We start from the raw sequence: 22,948 nt of genomic DNA on the forward strand, positions 1-22,948 counted from the left end.
GATCGCAATGGTGCGTAAAATCGAAAAATTGACAGCCGGCTGTATTTGACGTTGCGGAGAAGTGTCTTCATCAAAAATGACATCAAAGACAACGAGGTGGATTTTTTCTAAAAAGAGATTTTGTAGGAACTTTGGGGAATTTCCTCAAGGCGTTGTGGGATAGCACCGTACACCTCCGAAGTATGCTCTGACTGCTTTACTTTTACAGTTATATAGTATTGTTCAATCTTGAACTATCAGAAAACGCAATCAACTGGTCGTACATCTATTTAACCTGCCCCCATGTCGGTTGTAGGAGCGATCGCGATCGCCCCTACAGAAAGGTGGTACTGGGGTCCAATCTTCGTCTGGCTATGGAGAGAACGGGCGATTCTGGTTATTCCGATTCCAAACAATTAACAGCCCGTAGGGTAGCCGCTGCAGCATAATTGCGTTGGGCTGCCATATTAGGATGAAAAGAACTGCCGCGTTCGTTCAGCGGAGAAGCCACTTGGCAGTAAGAAGACATCAGAGTAATAACAGAACTCGCCCAGTGACCGCTAATATCGGTAAAGCTCATAGGAGATCTCTGAGTGGAAATTTGCGGGGATTCTCCTTGTCGGGTCTTGACAAACTCCACCGACCGGCGCAACACCGCCATCATTTCCGCTCTGGTGACCGTTCGGGTAGGGCGGAACGTACCATCCTCGTAGCCAGTGACAATGTTATTTTGACGGGCAAACTGAATTTTAGCAGCACTCCAGCGCGATGCCGGTACGTCGGGATAAGGAGAACCAGTGGCACTGCGGGGCAAGGAAATATTGGTATCGGGCAATCCCGCGATCGCTTCTAGCACGATCGAAACCAACTGTTCCCGCGTCACCTCTTCTTGGGGGCGAAACGTATTGTCGCCAAAACCAGAAATAATGCCCATTGCCACCGCCTGTTCAATTTCATCCTGGTAGATATCTCCAGCAATATCTCGAAAAGGAGTATCTCCCGGGATAGGAGAGGGGGAAGGGGAAGGAGAAGGGGAAGGCGAAGGCGAGGGTTGTGGCGAGGGAGAAGGAGAAGGTGCCTGCCCGATGAGGGTTGATACGGAGCGATCGCTGGTAAAGTAAATGTGACCCAAGGTTTGTCCTTGATAGGTACGCTTGGTGAAGCGCCATCCCGGATACAGTTGAATCTTCATGGGTCCGGGAGCAATACCATTGGTGGTTCCAATTTCAAACTCCCGTCCATCCAAAGCCCGACCAAGCAAAACAATTTCGTTTCCCCGCCGTTCCAAGCGCAACCGGTAGCGCAACCCCACATCTTCACCAGCCGCACGAATCGAATAGCCGTTGGGGTCGGTGCTGCGCCCGCAAATCCCAGTAAAGTCAAAATTGAGCAGCAGCAAATCCACCTGCGTGGGATTGGAACCGCTGGTACTCCAACATTGGCGGCGGTTGGAGATTTGTTCGATGGTCAACAATTGGTATCTGTTCCCCGTAGGCAAGGGATTGGCGACGGCAATGAAGTCGTTTTGATTGACTTCTCGCTGTCCGAAGGTAGATGCTAGTGCCGGAGAAACCAAACCAACAGCAATCAAGCTGGTGGTAGCAACCCGAGTAACCAGATGTTTGAATACAGCTTTCATCTTCTTTTTTCTGATTGGATTCTCGAAACGTGACTTGCAAGTACAAACTGTGGAGCTGGTCGTTAGCCAGAAGTGGACACATCACCGCCTACCACAACGTTGCGAATCCGCAAGCTTGGACCGCCGCAACCGACAGGTAGACCGCTTTGACCGCCTTTTCCGCAACCGCCAGATTCATCCCAGTAAAAATCATCCCCAATCGCTTCAATATCTGCCAGGGTGGTAAATACATTACCAGAGAGGGTTACATCACGCACTTTTTCCGCCAGCTGACCATTGCGAATCATCCATGCTTCGCCAGCACTAAAGGTGAACATTTCGCCATTGGTCATACCTCCCAGCCAGTTGCGGGCGTAGACCCCTTCACGAATGCCGTTGCACAGGTCAGCCACCGGCGTGCGCCCGGGTTCGATCCAAGTATTGGTCATACGTACCAAAGGGGGGTAGTGGTAGTCAAGACAGCGCGCGTTGCCGGTGGGTTCCTCGTCTAACTTGCCCGCCGTTTCCCGGGAGTGGAGCCTGCCGACCAAGACCCCATCTCGAATCAGTTGGGTGGTGCTGGCGGGCGTGCCTTCGTCGTCGTAGAAATAACTGCCGCGATGGCCGGTGGGGGCAGCCCCATCAAAAATTTGCAAATCTTCAGGACCAAACCGTCTGCCAAAGGTCATAACTTCCAACAGTTCTGGGTTTTCGTAAGCCATATCTGCTTCCGAAAGGTGACCGAAGGCTTCGTGAACGAACAACCCCGACAAAATGGGGTCGATGACGACAGTATAGGTGTTGCCTCGAACGGTGGGTAAAAATAGGGCTTCGGCGGCTCGTTCGGCAGCACTGCGTACCCGGGGATCGAGGTTGGTTAAATCTTCATAGGCGCGCCGGGAACCAGTGGTTTCCCTGCCGGTTTGCACGGTGTCGCCATTTCTGGCCGTGGCGGCGAAACGCATTTCCATGTCGGTCCAGGATTGTTCGATGCGGGTGCCTTCGGAGGTGGCAATGAGGACTTGCTGGTAGCGATCGCCATAACGCACGGAAGTGGAGGCAATTCGCTTGTCCACGCTGCGGAGAATATCCGTGTAGTGCTGGCACAGGTCTTTTTTTTCGGATAGGGGTACATCCCGGGGATTGGTGCCGGTGAGGGGCAACTGGCAGGTATCCTGGATGGGAGGAATGGGGGCTAAGGTCGTGCCCTCCCCTCCCACCAGTTTGGCGGCCGCGATCGCTGCTTCGATGTGGCTATTTAAATCCACCAAACGGTTGAAACTGCTAGTTCCCCAACCTCCCCGATAGCAAACCCGCACTTGTCCGCCGAGGGAAATGCCTTCGCTGAGGGTTTCCACCCGCGACCCGCGCAGGAAAATATCGGTTTGCTCGGAAGCTTCCACGCGAATCGCCAAGTAGTCTACTTGTCCTCGATATTTTTGCAGGGCATCTTCGACAAAATTTTTGGCTACAGATAGATCTGACATAAGCTTGCGGAACGGTCCTTTAACAGGGTGCGAAAGTTTTTTATAAATACTATTTCTATTTTTACTGGAATTCGCCTACCAACAACCAACAAACCTTGAAACTCTCACGAATAGAATTCATGAGATTCTCGCTTCATCGGGTGTGCCTGTGAAGAGATTCGCTATGAACTAGTCTATCCCCGGTAACAGGAACGCTCAACGAACATTTTTCCGCCCCATTGTGGATGTACTGGCGACACCTCGATTCCAAACCACTTGTGCTGCTGCTACGTCTCGATGGGTTCCCCTGCCCCAGTGGGAGCAGGAATGAGTTCTTTGAGAAAGCGGCTTTTTCCCCGTATGGATACCACAATGGGGACAAATTTGACTGGTCTGTTTGACATCTACTGCAGGCTTAGTATTTACCACGCTTCAAACAGACCCAAGACAAAGTTGAAATTCGTAGCTGAGAGTCAACATGATGTACGAAAATAGGTTTAAAAAATTTCGCCTGCTTTTTTAGAGGCTAGCACCTCAACTTGATTTTAACGGCGGCGACCGCCGCACGGGTGGCTTTTCATCCCTGCGCGTGAAAAGTCAGGGCTTTCAAACTCCCGATTCATGCGGTAAAAGATATTACAGCAATAGCTAAATTTCGATCGTAGTGTAGGTAGTATCCTCCGATTGCTTGAGAATCTCTCTCCCCCTGCAGCCCAGGGGGTTTATTTTTTATAAGCCAATCGCGATCGCTTTCCCCGTTTTCTGTACTCCTACAAATTCGGGGAAAATCGCCATCGCCCCTGGAGAAGTGCTACAATCTACCAGGAAGTCAGCACTTGCGCTGAAGCGACGCCGCTTGATACCGAGCGCGTATCGACAAAAGAAACCTAAGAAATTCTGGATTAGCTTCATGTCAGTTTTGGCAGCGATCGCGATTTTAGCTCTTTTAATATTTGTCCACGAACTCGGTCACTTTCTGGCCGCTCGATTGCAGGGAATCCACGTGAACCGATTTTCCATCGGTTTCGGTCCCATACTCTGGAAATTTCAAGGAGCGCGTACCGAATATGCCCTGCGCGCCTTGCCTCTAGGGGGATTTGTTGGCTTTCCCGATGACGACCCGGAAAGCGAAATTCCCCCAGACGATGTGGATTTGTTGCGCAATCGCCCTGTTTTGGACCGGGTTATTGTCATTAGCGCTGGCGTTATTGCCAATTTGGTCTTTGCCTACCTGGTCCTGGCCTTGCAATTTCAGTTGGTGGGGATTCCCGATGGGTTCAACTACGAACCCGGTGCTTTGGTTCCCCAGGTGATTTCCAACGACTCCGCCGCCGCTGAAGCTGGCATCAAGGCAGGGGATATTATCCTCAGCGTTGAGGGCGACAGGCTCCCGGCTTCCGATGCCGCTATTCCTACCTTAAAGGAAATTATTGAAACCCACGCCCAGCAACCCCTCGATCTCACCATTAAACGCGGTGGGGAAGTTCTCAATTTAGAAATTACTCCCCATCTCAACAACGAAGGTAAAGGTTTTATTGGGGTGCAACTGTTTCCTAATGGCGACCCAGTGTACCGTTCGCCCCAACATATCGGTGAAATTTGGCAGCTTGCTGCTAACGAGTTCCAAGATATTATCTATCGAACCGTACAAGGATTTTCCCAGCTGATTCTCAATTTTGGGGAAACGGTTAATCAAGTCGCTGGTCCGGTGAAAATTGTGGAGCAAGGGGCCAACATTGCTAACTCCAATGCCAATAATCTATTCGTGTTTGCTGCAATTGTCAGTATCAACTTGGCAATTATCAATATTTTGCCTCTGCCGGCGTTAGATGGTGGACAGCTAGCCTTTTTGATGGTGGAAGGTGTCCGCGGCAAACCCCTGCCTACTTCCATTCAAGATGGATTTATGCAAACGGGTTTGGTGTTGCTGTTGGGATTGGGAATTTTCCTGATTATTCGCGACACGACTCAGTTGGATGTGGTGCAACAGTTTTTGGAGTAGGGGTAGCAAATGAGCATTACTCGTAAATGGTCGGCGTTGCAGCAGCGAGCCAGAGAAGTGCTGGTGTTGCTCAAACGCCTCTATCCCGATGCTCGTTGCACCCTCCATTACGAAACTCCGGTGCAACTGCTGGTGGCAACCATTTTATCGGCTCAATGTACCGACGAGCGCGTGAATAAAGTGACGCCGGAACTATTTGCCCGTTTTCCAGATGCTCCTTCTCTAGCTGCTGCTGAGCGGGAAGAGGTGGAAAGCTTGATTCGCTCGACGGGATTCTATCGCAATAAGGCTAAGCACATTCAGGGAGCTTGTCAGATGATTGTAGAGAAGTTTGACGGTCAAGTTCCCAAACGCATGGAGTTGCTGCTGGCGTTGCCGGGGGTTTCTCGCAAAACGGCTAATGTGGTGCTGGCGAATGCTTTTGGTATTCATCAAGGGGTAACGGTGGATACCCACGTGAAACGACTCAGCCGTCGATTGGGACTTACAGAGCATGAGGATCCGGTACGCATCGAACGGGATCTGATTCGTTTGTTGCCCCAGGAAGATTGGGAAAATTGGTCGATTCGCTTGATTTATCACGGTCGCCATGTGTGTATGGCACGAGCACCTCAGTGCGATCGCTGTGCTTTGGCCCATTTATGTCCTTCTGCTACGGTGGTACCAGAAAATGTGCGATCGCCCCAACGATTTCAAAATCCCAGTTCTTCCCAATAGTTGGCTATCTTTTTCCCGAATGCTTGCAATCAATATGGCAGTTAGGGGGCTTGTTGTTTTTCGATAGTTGCAACAGTTCTAGCGTCGGAAATATCTTTACAAAAACTACAAAAACAAGCGATCGCTGGACTGTTATTTTGTAGGTAATGAGTGCGAAGCAAGCGCCAGCGGTTTCTGTTTTATGAAGCGGTCTTCCAACAAACGTTACTATTTGATTCTTGCCCCTAACCTTTTTGGCTTCAAAGGTGGGGAACAGGTTTATGCTACTTTTCTTATTCAAAATTTACAAAATCTCGATAGTTCGGCGGACTACGATATTTTACTTAAATACGAAAACGCGATCGCACCCGATTCTCGTTTTTTAAAAACTACGCAATTCTACGGTTTTGGTCGGTTTCCCCGGTTTTTACAAAGTTTTTTTATGGGTTGGAAGACCGTTTGGCTGGCTATGACCAAACGTCCTCATTTAATTATTTCCTGTCATGTGAATTACAGTGTGGTTTTGCCTTGGTTGCAACGTTGGTATCAAATTCCCTATTGGGTAGTGGCGCATGGCTTGGAGGCTTGGAATCTCAAGCATCCCCAACGCCGGTATGCTTTGCGACATGCCGATCGCGTTCTGGCAGTCAGCTACTATACCCGTTCTCGTTTGTTACAAGAGCAATCTTTATCTAGCGATCGCGTTGCTGTGCTAGCCAATACTATTGATGAAAATAAGTTTTGTATTGCTCCCAAACCCCTACATTTGCTGCAACGCTACCAACTTACCCCGGATCAACCAGTTATTTTAACTGTTAGCCGCTTGGGCAAGACAGCTCGATACAAAGGATACGACCAAATTTTGCGTGCTTTGGTGGTGGTACGCCAATTTGTTCCTCAAGTTCGCTATATTTTGGTGGGCAAAGGAGACGATACACCACGGGTACAAAACCTTATTCAACAGTTAGAATTACAAGATTGCGTAACGTTGACGGGGTTTGTCGAGGATGAGGAACTGGCCGATTACTACCATTTGTGCGATGTATTTGCTTTACCGAGCGTTGTAGAAGGGTTTGGGATTGTCTATTTAGAGGCCATGGCTAGTGGCAAACCGGTACTGGCTGGCAACCGCGATGGGGCGGTCGATCCTTTGGTTGGCGGCAAGCTGGGTTGTTTGGTAGACCCGGAAGATACCGAAGCGATCGCAGATAAACTCATTCAAATCATAAATAAAACTTATCCTAATTCCATTCTTTACGAGCCCCAACGTTTGCGAGCAGAAATCTTAGCACGTTTTGGTTTACAACAGTTTCGCAAGACCTTGGAACAATTGATGGCTCCTATTTTTGAGGGTTCTTGAGAAATAACGATTGTTGTCTTGACAAAAAACGTGGCAAAGCCCTTCGGCTCAATAATTTATTGCAGAATTATCCGATTCTCCTAAAAAAGTGCAAGAAATAAGTGATATGAAATTCGGTTGTAAACTTGATTGAGTTCGACCGATGTTCAATTGGTATAACCCCCTGTAAGTCCCCCGCCGGTTGGGGGGACGGCGATAGCCGGGGGGTCTGAGGGCAATTCAATCTATTCAAGTAGATTTCATATGAGTGATGTATTTTTGTATGAATGCTTTGCGAAACCAGGTTATCAGGAATTAAAAAAATCATTGTTTTTTAGAATAAAATCAAAAAATTAAGACAACACCATTTTCAAAATCAAGCGATCGGGTTCGCACTTGCATTTCCCCTTCGGATGTTTTTCTTTGAGAAACAGCGTTCTACCATTTCTTAATAATATGCAATAGATTATAGCGGCATTTTCGTCGGGGCGCTTGGCGAACTTCCCGCAGCCTGTTTACCAGAAAATCGAAAAATTCCAGATAATCATGATTTTTTAAAAATCGTATTATATTTTGCATAATTTTAAGAAAATCATGGAATACGAAATCCGACGTACATACACCCACAAAAATGTAGGGGTCGTGCCCCCGTGCCTACCCCGACAAGAAAGCAATTACGGGGAGTTTCCCCTACAGAAAGATTGTGGTTTCCCTAGGTTGGGTTGGGTATAAAAAATTTTTTGCCATCTCCGTAAAAATCGCTGTTGACAGCAGAGAGAAGAATGGAGTTGTTTGACCATCCAAGTGCAACACCACGGTGAAAATGCGCCCAACTCGGACGAGCTCGAAAGTGCAACCGCTGAATTTCGCCGTGTGACCGGTAGCAACTTCGAGGACAGCGATACCGAAAAATATCAATGCCCAATCCTAACTCCTGTCGCAAATATGTCATTTTGGCCCCCAACCTGTTTGAATACCAAGGCGGCGAACAAGTTTACAATGCATTTCTCCTGCAAACCTTACAAAGCATCGACCCGCAAGCGAGCTATGAAGTTTTCCTAGAATCCGACCGCTTTATTGAGCGCTATTCGCAGTTTTTGCCCAATACCTACTTTCGCGGTTTCGGCCATTTGCCCCGTTGGTGGCGAAGCATTGACTTTGTCTGGCAAATTTTTTGGTTGTGCTGGTGGCAGCCTCCCAGGTTAATTATTGCCACCCACATGCGTTACGGTTTTCTGTGTGGCCTGCTGCAAATTTGCTTCCAGGTGCAATACTGGTTGGTGGCACGGGGATGGGAACGTTGGCATTGCTACCGATGGTGCCAGCGCCTGGCATTGGGGCAAGCGGCTTGTATTTTGGCAACCAGCTATTACATGCGATCGCGACTTTTGCAGCTGCCATACCTCCATCCCAACCGCACCATTGTGGTTCCCCATTTGGTAGACGGCAACCAGTTCCGCATTGCCGAAAAACCAAAATCCCTGCAACAACGTTACAGTTTGCAACCGCGGCAACCGGTGGTGCTAACAGTGAGCGATTCCAAAACAAGCAACCGCGACGGTTACGAGCAGATTTTGCAAGCGATCGCGCTGCTACGCCAGGACCTTCCCAACGTTCGTTATATTTTTGTTGGCCCTGCTGAGGATATACAACGGGTCAACCGTATGGCCAGAAAGTTCGGAATTCGCGAGAACGTCACCCTGGTATTCTGCTATTCCACCAAAGAATTGAGCCTCCACTATAATCTGTGCGACATTGTGGCTTTACCCAGTATTGCCGGCAACAGCAGTCTGGTGTGTCTAGAAGCACTAGCTTGCGGAAAACCTGTTTTGGTCGGCGATCGCGATGGGGCCACCGATTTGGTAGCTGGCGGTCGGTTGGGATGTTTGGTCGATCCGGAAAATCCCCAAGCGATCGCCAGTTGCTTGCAATTGTACTTGCAAAAAGCCTATCCCAATCCCATGTTGTACCAACCCCACCAACTGCGATCGCGGGTTCTAGAACGATTTGGCGGACATCGCTTTCGGCAAACGTTAAAAAACCTGGTGTTGGCAATTCCGGCCGCCCAACCTGCCCTCAAAAAGCTAAAATTTGAATGAATCTTTAACCAAATTCCTTTTCCCGATCTGCCACCGCCTTCCACCAGCCAGCCAACTCTCCCCAGTATCCCATGTCACCTCTGGGACATTTTTCGATTTCCTATTTCCTCGGTCAACAAACCCCTCGCATTTGTCTTTGGGCCATTCTGGTCGGTGGTTTGTTGCCGGATATTGATTTCTTGTTGCTGCCGGCGACGCATTTCAACCAAATCCATCGCCAGCTCACCCACAATCTTTTGTTTGTATTTTTAACCTCTATCGGTATTGGTGGGTGGGGAAATGCCACCCATCAATGGATGCGTGTTAGTAGTTTGTTCGTTGGGGGAATGCTGCATTTGCTGGTGGATGCCTGTCTCGATACCAATCCCACCAACGGCATTGGTGTCGCGATCGCTTATCCCTTTGACGACGGATTTTTTTCTCCCATCAACCTGGCTGGCTCGTTTCCAAGCGATACCACCTGGCAACAACCTGTAGAAATGCTGAAAACCATTTGGCCTTTGCTAGCTTTTGAAGTACCTTTTTATTGGCTGGCAGCGCGCACGTATATAGCGAACCAAAAATCTCGTTAAAATTGCCATAGTGCTTCATAGGAAATAGGTTTTGGTGGACAACAACAATCTAGCTCAAGATCCAGCAGCCATGTCCCGTCACGAGTTGCGAGAATTGGTGCGATCGCAACTGCAAATGCTGCTGGAAGCACAAAACCTACAGGGTGCCAAAACCCTCTTGGTTCCCGTACAACCGGCAGATATTGCCGAAGCCATTGAAGGTCTGCCCGAACCCATGCAGGCACTTGCCTTTCGCTTGCTTTCCAAACAGGAAGCCATTGAAGTTTACGAACAGCTCGACACCAGCGTCCAACAGCTCATTGTCGAAGAATTTAAAAGCCAAGAAGTTCTAGAAGTCATCGACCGCATGTCGCCAGACGACCGGGCGCGTTTGTTTGATGAATTGCCTGCCAAAATTGTCTGGCGGTTGCTGCAGCAACTCAGTCCCAGCGAGCGGGAAGCCACATCGTTGCTGTTGGGATACGAACCGGATACCGCCGGTCGGATTATGACCCCCGAGTATATTTCCCTCAAGGAAAATATGCTGGTCTCGGAAGCCTTAGAACGCATCCGGCGGCTGGCCAACGTTACCGAAACCGTTTACTACCTCTACGTTACCGACCCTGCCCGCCGTTTGACCGGTATTCTCTCCTTGCGGGATTTGGTCATGGCCGATCCCGAGCAAACCATCGGTGAAATTATGACCCGCGAAGTGATTTACGTGCGCACCAATACTGACCAGGAGGAAGTTGCCAAAACCATCCAGCGCTACGATTTTATTGCTGCACCGGTGGTAGACCGAGAACAGCGCTTGGTAGGCATTGTTACAGTCGATGATGTCATTGATATTTTAGAACAAGAAACGACCGAAGATATTTATGCCTTAGGTGGCCTGCAGTCCGATAAAGGAGATAATTACTTTCAACTAAATTTATTTACCAGAGCCAGACAACGGGTAATTTGGCTGTTTGTCTTGCTATTTACCAACACCCTCACCAGTGCCGTCATTCGTTCGCAAGAGGATATTCTCTCGCAAGTGGTAGCGCTGGCAGCCTTTATTCCCTTGCTCATCGGAACCGGTGGCAATGTGGGTGCGCAGTCGTCTACAGTCGTTATTCGTGGCTTGAACACCGAAAAACTCAGAACCGCAGGAGCTTTGCAGGTTATTTGGCGGGAAGCGCTCACGGGAGCGGTATTAGGCGCTATGCTAGGAGCTGTGGTTGCGGTTTGGGCTTTTTGGTTGCAAGGCAATTGGGCGGTGGCGATCGCTGTGGGCATTAGCTTGACCGGCATCTCCATTTTGGCATCCACCTCGGGGTCTACCCTTCCCTTCCTGTTTCGAGCTTTGGGTTTCGATCCGGCTTTAATGTCAGCACCGTTTATTACCACGGCTGTAGACGTTTTGGGGGTGCTTATCTACTTCAGCGTCGCGCGGTTAATCGTGCAAAGTGTGTAGCTTCCTAATCTGGCTGACCAGATGGGTGGCTGCGGAAGACCCCTACCCCTTGAGCTTCCATGAAAACTTCTCCAACACGGTTAGAAATAGCAGAATACATTCTTCTGGTTCTGGTGGCCATTGGTACGGTAGTAGCAGCCGTTCAAGAGCAAGTTGTTTACCTAGCCGTACCCCTTTGGTTGGCTTTGGGGATTAACCTGATCAACCGAGAACGCCACGATCGCTTGGTACGCCGGCGGACCCACAATGCGATCGCGCGACTCAACCAACAGCTGAGCGAAACCATCGACAGTTTGCGAAACCGCTTGACGGCCGAGTCCACCTCCCAGATGCAGACGCCAAAACCACCCCCTACCCCTTCTCCAGCTCCAGCCGGCGAGGCCATCGAACCAGAACTGGACAAGCTACGCCAGGAATATGCCAGTCTGGAAGAAACCATTTCCAGCGTGGTTCGCTACCTGAACAGTTCTGCTTTGGCAGAGCGGGTGTCTCACCTAGAAGAGACTCTCCCCGAACACAGCGCCCAACAAAAAAATTTGGCCAGTCGCTTGCAAGTCTTGGAAACCCTACTATCGGAATGGCCGGCAACCACTCAGGAATCCCCATCCCCCCGTTCCCCTGAAACCACCAGCACCTCCGGCAGCAACCAAGAAACTGTTAGCTTGCAGCTGCCCTTGCCCAAACCGCCAACCCTCCATTGGGATTGTATCCATAGTTTTGCCGTTCACAACGATTGGGTGCGAGCGGTGACGGTGAACCCAGAAGGCACTTGGCTGGCTAGCGGTAGTTTTGATAGCCAAATCCATATTTGGCGCTTGCCGGAAGCCCAACTGCAGCATACCCTTACTGGTCACCAACGGGGCGTGTTTGATGTGGAAATTTTGGCTGGTGGGATTTTGGCCAGTGGCAGTTGGGATGAGACATTGAAATTGTGGCAGTTGGAAACGGGGGAACTGTTGCACACCCTCACCGGACACCAAGGCTCGGTACGCGACTTGTCAGCAACGCCCGATGGTAAGATTTTGGCCAGCGGTAGTTTTGACGAAACGGTCAAATTTTGGGATGTGGGTACGGGGGAACTGCTACATACCCTAGACGAACTGTCAGGACCCATTTATGCTGTGGCTTGGAATGCTGACGGTACTGCCTTGGCGATTGGTCGCGGCGATGGGTTGGTGAAATTGTGGCAGTTGCAATTGCCCAGGCACGATGGCACCCTATATTTTACTTCTTTGGGTACTTTGCGCGGTAATTTGGATGTGGTGTGGTCGCTAGCGATCGCGCCTAACGGTCCGATTATGGCCAGCGGTCACGGTGATGGTCGCGTTTTGCTATGGAGTCTCGATCTGGGGAAAAATATTCAAACTCTCCACTACCACGCTGGTGCTGTTTATACCGTCAGCTTTAGCCAAGATGGTCGCTTTTTGGTTAGCGGTGGTGCCGATGGTACCATTCAAATTTGGCACCGGGAAAGCAATCAAGTGGTTTCCACCCTCGACGCGCGCGCTCGGTCGGTGTTGTCGCTGGCTATGAGTGCTGATGGTCGCCTACTGGCTAGCGGTCATGCTGATGGAACGGTGAAGGTCTGGCAAATGCAGAATTCTGGAAATCATTATTAATGTCTTGGCACCAATCTCTCAAGATTTTAGAATACGTTGCTCTGGGTGCTGCTATAGCGGGGACTGTTGCTGCGGCGATTCAACAACAAGCCGTATATGCTGCGGTTCCTTTGTGTTTGGCGATTGGTATCAATCTGTGGCAGCGCCATCGGCTGCAGGTTGAGATGCAGCAGCAATGGCAAGAAGTGCAACAGCAGATGGCGTCGGAGTCGGGTAGCCAAGCGGAACAGTTGCAGAAACTGGCTCAATTTTTAGAATCTAGTGGCGATTTGCAAGTGCAGCTGGAGGAGTTGGGGTCTTTGGTGGATGCGGTGGAGAAGTTACACCAAAGACAGCAACAGTTGGAAGAATCGATTCAACCTCTACAAAATCAGTTGGAAATGCTTACCGAACAGTTTAAGGAACGCCCGGAGTTGGAGCAAATTAACCACCTCAATAGCGTGATTGTGGATCTGCAACAGTTTATCAACCAGTTACCCCAATGGAGTAATTTGCAGCAACAGCAAATGCGAGAATTGCAAGAACGGGTCGATCGCGCTTTGGAGGAAATTCCGGAGCGGGTGGCAAATGCTGTGGACGAACAGCAGCAGTAGTGGGTTGAGAAAAGCCGCGATTTTTGGTGGCTGGGGATTGATTTTTTGGGGATTTGCTGTATAGTTTTAATAATGGGAATAGTGAATTTTATTGAGAAATTGCGTCTATTCCCATTGTTTAAGAGTGTATACGAAGAAAATATCATATTTGGGGAAATGGCGAACAAATAAATTTTTTTAATAGAGAAACAACGGTAGCTTAAGGACTAATGCGCAACACCAATTTTCCCCGTACCTTGCCACCTTCGCTCTCGGCATGGGCAGCACGAATTTGCGATAAAGAGTATACTCGGGCGATCGCAGAGTGCACTTGTTCGGCTTCGATAAGTTCTTTTACCTTTGCTAGCTGTTGGCCGCTGGCGTGGCTGGCTAGGAGTTTGGCTTTTTTCCCAAACGGCCAAATCGCGGTTCGTACGGTTTGGATGGCGATGTCAATAGAAGGCAGGGTGGTGATGTAGATTCCTTGGGGAGTGAGAAAGGGTTGGCATTGGGAAAAGGAAAGTTTAGCAACAGCATCAAAAATAATATCGTATTGGGTGGGTTGTGAGAAAATATTCTCACTGGTGTAGTCGATAACTCGATCGGCACCAAGCGATCGCAGGAATTCTACGTTTCTGCTGCTGCATACGCCAGTGACTTTCCCTCCCAAGGCTTTGGCAATTTGTACGGCAAAACTGCCCACACCGCCAGAAGCACCATTGACCAATACATTTTGCCCCGATTGAAGGTTGGTGAGTTCCTGCCATGCCTGCCATGCAGTCAATCCCGCTAAAGGAACCGCTGCTGCTTCTTCATAGGACATGTTGTTGGGTTGGTGACAAGCGGATTTTTCCGAGACAGCGGCGTATTCGGCGTAACCACCGCCGGGAAAATAGTCGAGATAAGCGTAAATGGCATCTCCCCGGGAAAATTTTGTGACTTGAGAACCGACTTGTACCACTTCTCCAGCCACATCAAAGCCTAAAATCAAAGGAAATCCATAACCGGTGATTATCTGCAAAAGACCGTTGCGGATTTTCCAATCAATGGGATTGATGCTGCTGGCGTATACTTTCACCAGCATTTGGTTGGCTTTGATGCTGGGTTCGGGGAGGTCGCCGTATTGCAATACTTCTTGGGAACCGTAGCGGGAGATGTAGGCGGCTTTCATGGCGGTATTTCCAACAAAAAGTAGGGCAACAAGATTAGCAATTTTAATCTAAGCCGATTGTACGGCCGTCACCAGCGATCGCTTCGCCGATGACATAGGCGGGAATTTCCCAGTTTTGGAACCATTCGATCGCCCATTGTGCTTGAGAAGGGGGAACCAATAAAACCAATCCCACACCCATATTAAAGGTAGCAAACATATCTGCTGTGGTGATGTTGCCAGTTTGGGCAATCCAATCGAAAATAGGCGGTACGCGCCAGCTACGGCGATCGATGCGTAAGGAACAATGGCTTGGCAAACAACGGGGCAGGTTTTCTGGCAATCCCCCGCCGGTAATGTGGGCCATGGCGCGTACCTGCAAACCCGAACGCAAAGCTTCTAAAACAGGCTTGACATAAATCTTAGTTGGTGTTAAAAGAATCTTTTCTAAGGATTGGGTGCATCCTGGGGGAATAGATTGCAGGTCGATGGCGTGGGTGTCTAGCAATTTCCGTACCAAACTGTAGCCGTTGCTGTGGATTCCCGAACTGGCTAACGCGATCGCCACATCGCCTACCGCCACTTGCGAACCATCCAGCATTTGGCTTTTTTCCACAATCCCCACGCAAAAACCGGCAATGTCGTACTCTCCTGGCGGATAAAACCCGGGCATTTCTGCAGTTTCGCCCCCAATGAGGGCACATCCGGCTTGCTGGCACCCCCGACTAATGCCGGCGACCACATCGGTAAGTTGCTGGGAGTTGAGCTGGCCGGTAGCTAGATAGTCCAGGAAAAATAGGGGTTCTGCACCGCACGTTAAAATGTCATTGGCGCACATGGCGACCAGGTCAATGCCTACTGTATCGTGGCGATCGCATTGGGTAGCCAATTTTAGCTTCGTTCCCACGCCATCGGTGCCCGAGACCAGGATCGGTTCTTGATAGCCAGAAGGCAGTTGAAAGCAACTCCCAAACCCACCGAACTGCCCCAACACTTCCGGTCGCTTCGTTTTCTCTACCCAGTGGCGAATCCCTTCTACAAAGGAACGGCCTTTCTCGACATCGACGCCAGCTTCTTTGTAATCCATAATGGTTATTCGTTGGTTCCTATATTCCCGTATTGTAACGAAAAGCAGAAAGATTCTATACCATAAATGAGGAACTTTTTTTCATGTTTTTTGATAATTTTTTTCAAACAGCCTAGAAAGATTTGTAGAGAACGGCTAGATTTGTAGGTAAGAATTTCCGGGAAAAGCAGCCAGGAAAAGTCTATAAAAGAATTTTATATTTAAAGATTTCTCGGATGCACTTTTTGGGAAGTTTGTGTTAGTGTAATTTTTGCCTAGTTGGAGAAACAACCTAAGAAAACCTATGGAAGCGTCAACAAACGAGAGCATTCATTTTCCAACCATTCCCAAAGGATAAATCGACGATTTTGATTTCGTGATAGAGCTTATGACGCGAAAACTGTTTAGTAGCCTGACCGCTACAGCAAGCATTTTGGTTCTGGGCGTGGTTCCCTCTAGCCTGGCAGAAGAGATACGAAGGCACGCTGCTAGCGAAGAGCATTCCCAGGACCACCGTAGAAGCGACGTTCCCGCACTTCACAAGAGGCCAAAAACGTCGCCAGAAGTCGTCAAAGTGGGAGAATATCAAGCTTGCACCGCCACAGATACCTCCTGTCGTGCCGATGATGCCTCTGAAGCGATCGCCTCTTTGTACGCCCACGAGTGGCAGGGCAGACAGGCTGCGACCCTATACGTCAAAGATATTCCCGTACTTCTGTTTTTGGGGGCTTCGGCAGAGAACACCAGCGCCGCCGAATCCCAAGTAGGAGCCATGTCCGAGGTAGCTGTCAGTAGGGCCGGCGAACCTACACCGAGTTCTGTCGCCGGGTCGAAGAAACCCGCCAGTGCTGCGAAACCAGCCAACGACCCCAGCGATCCCGTATGGCGAGCTAGTGCGATCGCTGCCCAGCTCAACCAAATGCACCGCCAGAACGTGGATGCCGAATCTATTCGGGGGCGGTGGCATCCAGAATTAGAAAGTTACGTTATCGAGGTCAACGGCGAAATTCTGGTAGAACTGTCCGATAGCGTCACCTTTGTCAGCGATACCGACAACCTGGCCCGCAATACCTTAGAAACCACCAACAAACTGCGCCGCTTGCTTGGGGAAGCTCCACCTTTGGCATCAATTCCCACCAAACCCCAACCCCAACCCCAACCCCAACCGGAAAGAAACAACTTACTGGCCAGCTTGCGCGGATACGCTTCCTGGTACGGTCCTGGCTTTCACGGACGTTTGAGTGCCAGTGGCGAACCGTTCAACCAATACGACCTAACAGCCGCCCATCGCTCGCTGCCCTTTGGTACTCGAGTGCGGGTTACCAACTTGCGCAACGGCAGTTCTGTGGTGGTGCGCATTAACGACCGGGGGCCGTATCACGGCAATCGCATCATCGATCTATCCAAAGCCGCAGCTCAGGTTTTGGGGTTGACCCGTATGGGAGTAGCGCCAGTACGTGTGGAAGTTTTGGGAAGGCCGAGATAGATCCAGCCAGATCGAAGCTGCCATTGCCATCGCGGGTACGGTAAACTGACTGTCGTACCTTAGAACAAACCAGTTGGTTATGGTGCGACTGCTGACCACAGTTGCGGCTGTGCGCTGCTATCTCGACAAATATCGTGCCCCCCTTCGGCAAACTCAAGGCGTCACCCAGCAGGTGGGATTGGTACCCACCATGGGGGCGTTACATGAGGGACATCTTAGTTTAATTCGGCGATCGCGCTTAGAAAACCAAATTGTTGTGGTCAGTATTTTTGTCAATCCCCTGCAATTTGGTCCCCGAGAAGATTTCCAGGAATACCCGCGGGATTTGGAACGCGATCGCCAGTTGTGCGAGGAGTTGGGGGTGGATGTCATTTTTGCTCCCACCTCCGAGCAAATGTATGGCGCCATAGCTTGGGAAAATCCCGAAGCCACCACCCGCGTTTTCCCACCCAAGTCGATGACCCAAGTTTTGTGCGGTCGTACCCGCATCGGTCATTTTGAAGGGGTGGCAACGGTGGTGACCAAGCTCTTGCAAATTATCCAGCCTCAGAGGGCTTATTTCGGGCAAAAGGACGGACAGCAGCTCGCCATTATCCGCCAGGTGGTTGCCGACTTGCAGTTGCCTACAGAAATCGTCAGTTGTGCCATTGTGCGGGAGGATTCGGGGTTGGCCTTGAGTTCGCGCAACCAATATTTGCAGCCCTACCAGCGGGAAAAAGCGGCCCTGCTGTATCGCAGTTTGTGCCAAGCTGCCCAGGAATTCGAGCGCCAGCGGCAGGCATCGAACCACCATGGTCCCGACGCGCATACAATTATCGATACGGTGCGATCGCTGTTGGCGGCAGAACCTGAGATTCAGGTGGAATATGTAGAACTGGTTCATCCGGATACGCTGGTGCCTCTGGAGAGGGTAGAGAATCGTGGTATGCTAGCGCTCGCTGCTTGGGTAGGATCGGTACGTTTGATTGACAATATTTTGCTAGAAAACCATCGCCGTCCGATTGTGGCCATTGATGGTCCGGCTGGAGCGGGCAAATCAACGGTCGCCCGCCAGGTTGCCGAACGGTTAAACTTACTGTATTTGGATACGGGGGCTATGTATCGGGCGGTTACCTGGTCGGTTTTGGATGCTGGGGTGGCCATGGACGACGAACCTGCAGTCGCCGAAGTTGCCAGCCAGTGTCGTATTGATTTAATTCCCCATGGGGATCGGGTAGAAGTGCAGGTCAATGGGCGAGATGTGACGCCGGCAATTCGCAACAACGAGGTCACCAATGCAGTTTCCACGGTCGCAGCCCAACCGGCAGTGCGGCAAATTTTGGTACAGCAACAGCAACGCTACGGCGAACGTGGCGGTTTGGTGGCAGAAGGGCGCGATATTGGTACCAATGTGTTTCCTGAGGCCGAGTTAAAAATTTTTCTGACTGCTTCGGTGAAAGAACGGGCGCGCCGCCGCCAGCAAGATATGCAGCAACAGGGAGAAAATCAAATTGATTTGGAAATGCTCGAACAAGCGATCGCCAAACGCGACCAGCAAGACAGCGATCGCATGGTGGCCCCTTTGTGCCAAGCTGCCGATGCCATTGAAATCCAAACCGACGGACTGACGGTGGAGCAGGTGGTCGAGCAAATTTTAGCGTGTTACCAACAGGTGTTGGTGGCTGTTTCCTAAGGGGTATGGGAGCTTGGGAGCGTGGGGGCATGGAAGAGACAAATCCATCGATCTTCTAATTTTCTCATTTCCCTATCTTTCACGCTCGGTACGCTTCCTATCAATTCGTGCTATAGAGGAGGAAATATGCTGAAATGGGACTATCGCCAAATTAAGAACCATTGCGACCCGTTGCTAATTGGATGGCAGGTAGGTAGCCCATGAAATCTCCAAATTCTCCGTGCAAGCGGTTCCTTTTTCGGTGGTGGTTCTTGCTGGTTGGGGTGCCATCTGTATGTTTGGTTGCCATCTCCAGCGGCCAGACCCTGGCGAAATCCCAGGTTTCAACGCTGCCTCAGTGGCAAGCGCAAGTTTCCGATTCCCCCACCGAACAACCGCACCAACCTGTTTCGGAAGCCCTTCGCGATCGCGTTCGGCAAGAGGTGAACCAAGCCATGAGTCGCGCCACTTTGCTCATGTACGTGGTGGCCTTTCTTTTGGTTTTGCTGCCTACGCTTTCTGGGGTGGGAATTTGGTTGCTGCTGTCTTATATGGAACGGCAGAGTAAGTTGTTTGCCCAGGAAATTGACAGCTTTCGCGATGATGCCATTCAGCAGCTACACCAGAGCATGTCCCAGGCGGAATCGGTGCTGAATACGTTACAAGCGGAGCGACAAAATTTAGATCGGAAAATGGCTGTTTTGTCAAGTATTTCGCCAGTGACGCCGGAATTGCCACCGGAAGAGCAAGAGGAAAGCGAAGTTGAGGAAGTGGAAGACTCTCCAGAAACATTTCTGCAAACCGAAACTCCAGAACCCACTCCTACCGATACGGCTGCGGCGCAATCCCCCCCAACGCCTTCTCCTGGGGTGAGTGAAGAAAAGAACCAACAGGCGGTGCATTTTTTCCAGCAAGGGAACTCAGCTTTTTTGCAAGGGAACTACGAAGAAGCGATCGCGGCTTACGACCAAGCGATCGAGTACAAACCCGATTACTACCAAGCTTGGAGCAACCGTGGCAGTACCTTATTCCAACAACGCAGCTACGAAGAAGCTCTGCAATCCTACGACCGCGCTTTGGCATTGAAATCGGAATACCCGGAAGCGTGGAACAACCGCGGTAGCGTTTTGGTGAAAATGAAGCAATACGAAGAAGCGCTTCCTTCCTATAAAAAGGCTTTAAAGCTCAAACCCAATTACTACGAAGCGTGGAAAAATTTAGGCTTGGTTTGGCAGGAAATGGAGCAACCAAAGAAAGCCATTCAAGCGTATAAAAAAGCATTAAAAATCAAACCAGATTACGTAGATGCCTGGTATAATTTTGCCCAACTATTACAAACTTTGAAAAAAAATCAAGCTGCTCTGGATGCTTACCAAAAAGTATCTCAATTTGCCCCCGAACATGTGGATACTTGGTATCAAAAAGCACGCTGCCATGCGTTGCAGGGTAATATAGACTTGGCTTGTGAAAACTTACAACAGGCCATTAACCGCAATCGGGATCGATACAAGTCCCTAGCTAGAAACGAGCCGGATTTTCAAAGGCTCCAAGACAGCGATCGGTTTCAGTCGTTAATCGAGTAGGTCCGATTTTTTTATGAAATTCCAGCATTTCCTTCTGTTGACCTTATCTGCCTTGCTGCTTGCAGTGGGTACGGCTCGCGCTCAATCGCCTTCTCCCTCTCCCGAGAGTTCCCCCAAACCAGAAAACCAACAACAGCAGCCTTCCCCTTCTCCGTCTCCCAGTCCGTCGCCTTCTCCTACCCCACAAGCTTCTCCTTCTCCCTCTCCCGAGGCTTCCCCTTCTCCCAGTCCGTCGCCTTCTCCGTCTCCCACGCCAGAAGCTTCTCCACCACCTACCCCGCAACCAACGCCAGCGGCGACACCGGCACCAGAGCAACCGATGACAGCACCGCCATCGCCACCAGCAGCAGAAAGCGAGGTGGAAGCTAGTGCTCCAGAGGCGGGAGCTACCTCCGACGAGAGCGTGCAAGAGATGGTGCAAGAGGAAGTCGATCGCGCCTTGGGCAATACATTGGGATTGCTGAACCTAATGGGGGTGATTTTGGTGTTGCTGGCGATTGTGGGTATCCCGGCGAGTGCTTTTGGTGCTTTCTTATTGCTGCGGCGTTACAATAGCGGCGATCGCCATTCCGGGCGTAACCGTTCGGATTGGATCGAACCCAGCCAAGCCATGCATGCCGAGTTGGAATCGACACCCGGTGGGTCTTTGTCTACCAATAAAGGCGACAGTACGCCGCAGTTGAAAGAAGTGGTTTCCATGGCATTAGCGGCGCAAAATTTAATGTCGCAAACCCGGCAAACCATCGAACAGTCGATGCAGTTTCAGAGCAAGTTGGAATCGCAGTTGCAAGAACTGTGCGACTTTTATTTATCGCAAGCCAATGAATTGTTGGAAATGGGAAACTATCCCGATGCGATCGCGGCGTACGATAAAGTGCTGAAACTCAAAGACGATAGCGATAAAATTTGGTACCAGCGGGGCATGGCTTTAGGTAGGGTGCAGCAGTACGAAGATGCGATCGCTTCTTTGGACCGAGCTTTAGAAATCAATCCCGAACGTACGGAGATTTGGTGGCAAAAAGCCCATTTCCTCACCGCCAGCAGCCGTTATGAAAACGCTTTGCATTGTTTCGAGCAAGTAAAAGAAAAAGACCCCAACAACTACCAAATTTGGCGCGATCGCAGCGTTCCCTTGATGAAATTAGGGCGCTACGAAGAAGCCGAAACCTCCCTCAAACGAGCAGTTAATCTCAAGCAGGACGATCCGGGGAGTTTTTACAACGGTGCGCGTTTGTATGCTTTGCAGGAAAACAGCAAGCTAGCGGTGAAAAACTTGCGGCAAGCCATTACTCTAGACCCCAGTATTCGGGAAACGGCCAAATCCGAACCGGATTTTGTGGATTTGGAAAGCAATGAAGATTACAACAAACTCGTGTTTGCACATCCTACCCAATAGCCATACCCGTTCTTTATCGCCGGCGGCGCAAAGCATCGCGAAGATCTCCTAAATCGCCACCGTCGGCGAGGTGGTCTTGCCAAGCATCGACTTCCTGGGAGTTGGCGCGGCGTCCCCAGTATTGCTGGTAAACTCGGTGGATGGCCGTTTCGGCTTCGCTGCTGTGGGCAATTTCATCGCGAATTTCTTGCAAATCTTCGCCGTTTTGTAGTTTGCGCATCCAAGTTCTGGCACCGCTGCGGTCCACGTTGCGCCCTAGAACCTCCCGATAGATGCGATGGATGGCTTTGCTGTAGTTGGTTTGGGAACGTTGGTAGCGATTTTCGGCTTCCTCGCTGTTGGCAACTTCGCGGCGTACCTGTTCTAGACTCCAACCATCCGCCAAGCGATCGCTCCAAGTATCCCATCCATCACGATCGAGATTGCGGCTGAGCAACTGTCGGTAAATGCGGTTGAGTTGGGATCTGGCTTCCTGACCGTGGGCAATTTCGTGGCGAATTTCCTTGAGAGACGTTCCCCGACGTAGTTCGCGAACCCAGGTGCGCAATCCATTGCGGTCCACATTGCGCCCTAGAACTTCCCGATAAATTTCGTTAATTTCGTTATAGTATTGGGCATTATAGCGGTCGTCGTAGCGATCGCCATAGGGGTCACCGTAACGACCATCGTAGCGATCGTCGTAGCGGTGGTCATAACGACCGGACAAACCACGCGCGCCGTAGGTTCTGGCACCATCCAAATCCGCATCGTCCAAATCGGTACCGCGCAAATCGGCATCTGTGAGGTTGGCATCTTCTAAGTTAGCATCTTCGAGGTTGGCACCGCGCAAATCAGCATTTTCGAGATTCGCATCTTCCAAATCGGCCCCTTCCAAATCGGCACCGCGCAAATCGGAAGAGCGCAAATTGGCACCACGCAAGCGAACGTCTTCTAAATCGGCACCACGCAAGTTACAACGAACGCAGGCATTGGTGCGTTGCAAGCGTTCCAAATCGTACTCTTCATAGGCTTTTGCTGGCATAGCGATCGCTGTAGAAGCCACCAGCGATGCAGGAAGCAACCATAATAGTTTATTCATAAGCTCACCTCAAAACATTTGACCTGGGAAAGCTAGCGGGGATGGTATAGCCCCAAATATCAAGTAAAACTTTCGGTAGCTTGGAATCCCCGTCGCTTTAGCGCGGGGAGGAAAAGCGCCTCGTGGGGCTTTAGCCCCATT

General features: G+C 50.4%; 18 protein-coding genes. 12 read left to right on the forward strand and 6 right to left on the reverse strand.

Features of this window, described 5'->3' with window-relative positions:
- Positions 1-376 precede the first annotated feature (376 nt).
- The 3 genes from AS151_RS05135 to AS151_RS22735 form a co-directional block, all read right to left on the reverse strand.
- Entirely contained in the window at positions 377-1,618 is a 1,242-nt protein-coding gene (locus AS151_RS05135; protein ID WP_071515978.1) for a DUF3747 domain-containing protein, read from the reverse strand.
- Positions 1,619-1,680: 62 nt separating this feature from the next.
- A complete protein-coding gene (locus AS151_RS05140; protein ID WP_071515979.1) occupies positions 1,681-3,084 on the reverse strand; it encodes a TldD/PmbA family protein in 1,404 nt (467 codons plus the stop codon).
- A 195-nt stretch (positions 3,085-3,279) separates the two neighbouring features.
- On the reverse strand, positions 3,280-3,492 hold the full coding sequence (locus tag AS151_RS22735) for a zinc ribbon domain-containing protein (RefSeq protein WP_084639413.1): 213 nt from the start codon (positions 3,490-3,492) through the stop codon (positions 3,280-3,282).
- 481 nt (positions 3,493-3,973) lie between these two features.
- On the opposite strand from AS151_RS22735, the gene rseP reads away from it, so the two are divergent.
- From rseP to AS151_RS05190, 8 genes are all read left to right on the forward strand, one after another.
- Positions 3,974-5,065 carry an RIP metalloprotease RseP gene (gene rseP, locus AS151_RS05150; RefSeq protein WP_071515981.1) on the forward strand — a complete coding sequence of 364 codons (1,092 nt, stop codon included), beginning with the start codon at positions 3,974-3,976 and terminating at the stop codon, positions 5,063-5,065.
- A gap of 9 nt (positions 5,066-5,074) precedes the next feature.
- The gene (nth, locus tag AS151_RS05155; RefSeq protein WP_071515982.1) at positions 5,075-5,782 is read left to right on the forward strand and encodes an endonuclease III; all 708 of its coding nucleotides are present in this window, start codon (positions 5,075-5,077) and stop codon (positions 5,780-5,782) included.
- A 181-nt stretch (positions 5,783-5,963) separates the two neighbouring features.
- On the forward strand, positions 5,964-7,121 hold the full coding sequence (locus AS151_RS05160; RefSeq protein WP_071515983.1) for a glycosyltransferase: 1,158 nt from the start codon (positions 5,964-5,966) through the stop codon (positions 7,119-7,121).
- An 896-nt stretch (positions 7,122-8,017) separates the two neighbouring features.
- Positions 8,018-9,199, forward strand: coding sequence for a glycosyltransferase (locus tag AS151_RS05170; protein WP_071515985.1), 1,182 nt, complete (start codon positions 8,018-8,020; stop codon positions 9,197-9,199).
- Positions 9,200-9,270: 71 nt separating this feature from the next.
- Positions 9,271-9,771: a metal-dependent hydrolase gene (locus tag AS151_RS05175; protein ID WP_071515986.1), complete on the forward strand. Its 501-nt coding sequence runs from the start codon at positions 9,271-9,273 to the stop codon at positions 9,769-9,771.
- 70 nt (positions 9,772-9,841) lie between these two features.
- Positions 9,842-11,206 (forward strand): magnesium transporter, encoded by a 1,365-nt coding sequence (gene mgtE / locus AS151_RS05180; protein ID WP_071515995.1) that lies wholly within the window; start codon positions 9,842-9,844, stop codon positions 11,204-11,206.
- A 59-nt stretch (positions 11,207-11,265) separates the two neighbouring features.
- A complete protein-coding gene (locus AS151_RS05185; RefSeq protein ID WP_071515987.1) occupies positions 11,266-12,825 on the forward strand; it encodes a WD40 repeat domain-containing protein in 1,560 nt (519 codons plus the stop codon).
- Positions 12,825-13,418 carry a hypothetical protein gene (locus AS151_RS05190; RefSeq protein WP_071515988.1) on the forward strand — a complete coding sequence of 198 codons (594 nt, stop codon included), beginning with the start codon at positions 12,825-12,827 and terminating at the stop codon, positions 13,416-13,418. The genes AS151_RS05185 and AS151_RS05190 overlap by 1 nt, the downstream gene beginning before the upstream one ends.
- Before the next feature lie 199 nt (positions 13,419-13,617).
- Here the strand turns inward: AS151_RS05190 and AS151_RS05195 are convergent, their stop codons facing one another.
- Both AS151_RS05195 and purM read right to left on the reverse strand, forming a co-directional pair.
- Positions 13,618-14,568, reverse strand: coding sequence for an NAD(P)-dependent alcohol dehydrogenase (locus tag AS151_RS05195; protein WP_071515989.1), 951 nt, complete (start codon positions 14,566-14,568; stop codon positions 13,618-13,620).
- A gap of 43 nt (positions 14,569-14,611) precedes the next feature.
- A complete protein-coding gene (gene purM, locus AS151_RS05200) occupies positions 14,612-15,634 on the reverse strand; it encodes a phosphoribosylformylglycinamidine cyclo-ligase (protein ID WP_071515990.1) in 1,023 nt (340 codons plus the stop codon).
- Between the two features lie 367 nt (positions 15,635-16,001).
- On the opposite strand from purM, the gene AS151_RS05205 reads away from it, so the two are divergent.
- From AS151_RS05205 to AS151_RS05220, 4 genes are all read left to right on the forward strand, one after another.
- Positions 16,002-17,099 (forward strand): septal ring lytic transglycosylase RlpA family protein, encoded by a 1,098-nt coding sequence (locus AS151_RS05205; protein WP_071515991.1) that lies wholly within the window; start codon positions 16,002-16,004, stop codon positions 17,097-17,099.
- An 82-nt stretch (positions 17,100-17,181) separates the two neighbouring features.
- Entirely contained in the window at positions 17,182-18,771 is a 1,590-nt protein-coding gene (locus AS151_RS05210) for a bifunctional pantoate--beta-alanine ligase/(d)CMP kinase (RefSeq protein ID WP_071515996.1), read from the forward strand.
- Between the two features lie 200 nt (positions 18,772-18,971).
- The gene (locus AS151_RS05215; RefSeq protein ID WP_084639414.1) at positions 18,972-20,333 is read left to right on the forward strand and encodes a tetratricopeptide repeat protein; all 1,362 of its coding nucleotides are present in this window, start codon (positions 18,972-18,974) and stop codon (positions 20,331-20,333) included.
- A gap of 13 nt (positions 20,334-20,346) precedes the next feature.
- Positions 20,347-21,729 (forward strand): tetratricopeptide repeat protein, encoded by a 1,383-nt coding sequence (locus tag AS151_RS05220; protein WP_139240521.1) that lies wholly within the window; start codon positions 20,347-20,349, stop codon positions 21,727-21,729.
- Positions 21,730-21,742: 13 nt separating this feature from the next.
- On the opposite strand, the gene AS151_RS05225 is transcribed toward AS151_RS05220, so the two are convergent.
- The gene (locus tag AS151_RS05225) at positions 21,743-22,807 is read right to left on the reverse strand and encodes a pentapeptide repeat-containing protein (RefSeq protein WP_071515994.1); all 1,065 of its coding nucleotides are present in this window, start codon (positions 22,805-22,807) and stop codon (positions 21,743-21,745) included.
- Positions 22,808-22,948 lie beyond the last annotated feature (141 nt).

This window comes from Geitlerinema sp. PCC 9228 (assembly GCF_001870905.1).
In the GTDB taxonomy this organism is placed as follows: domain Bacteria; phylum Cyanobacteriota; class Cyanobacteriia; order Cyanobacteriales; family PCC-9228; genus PCC-9228.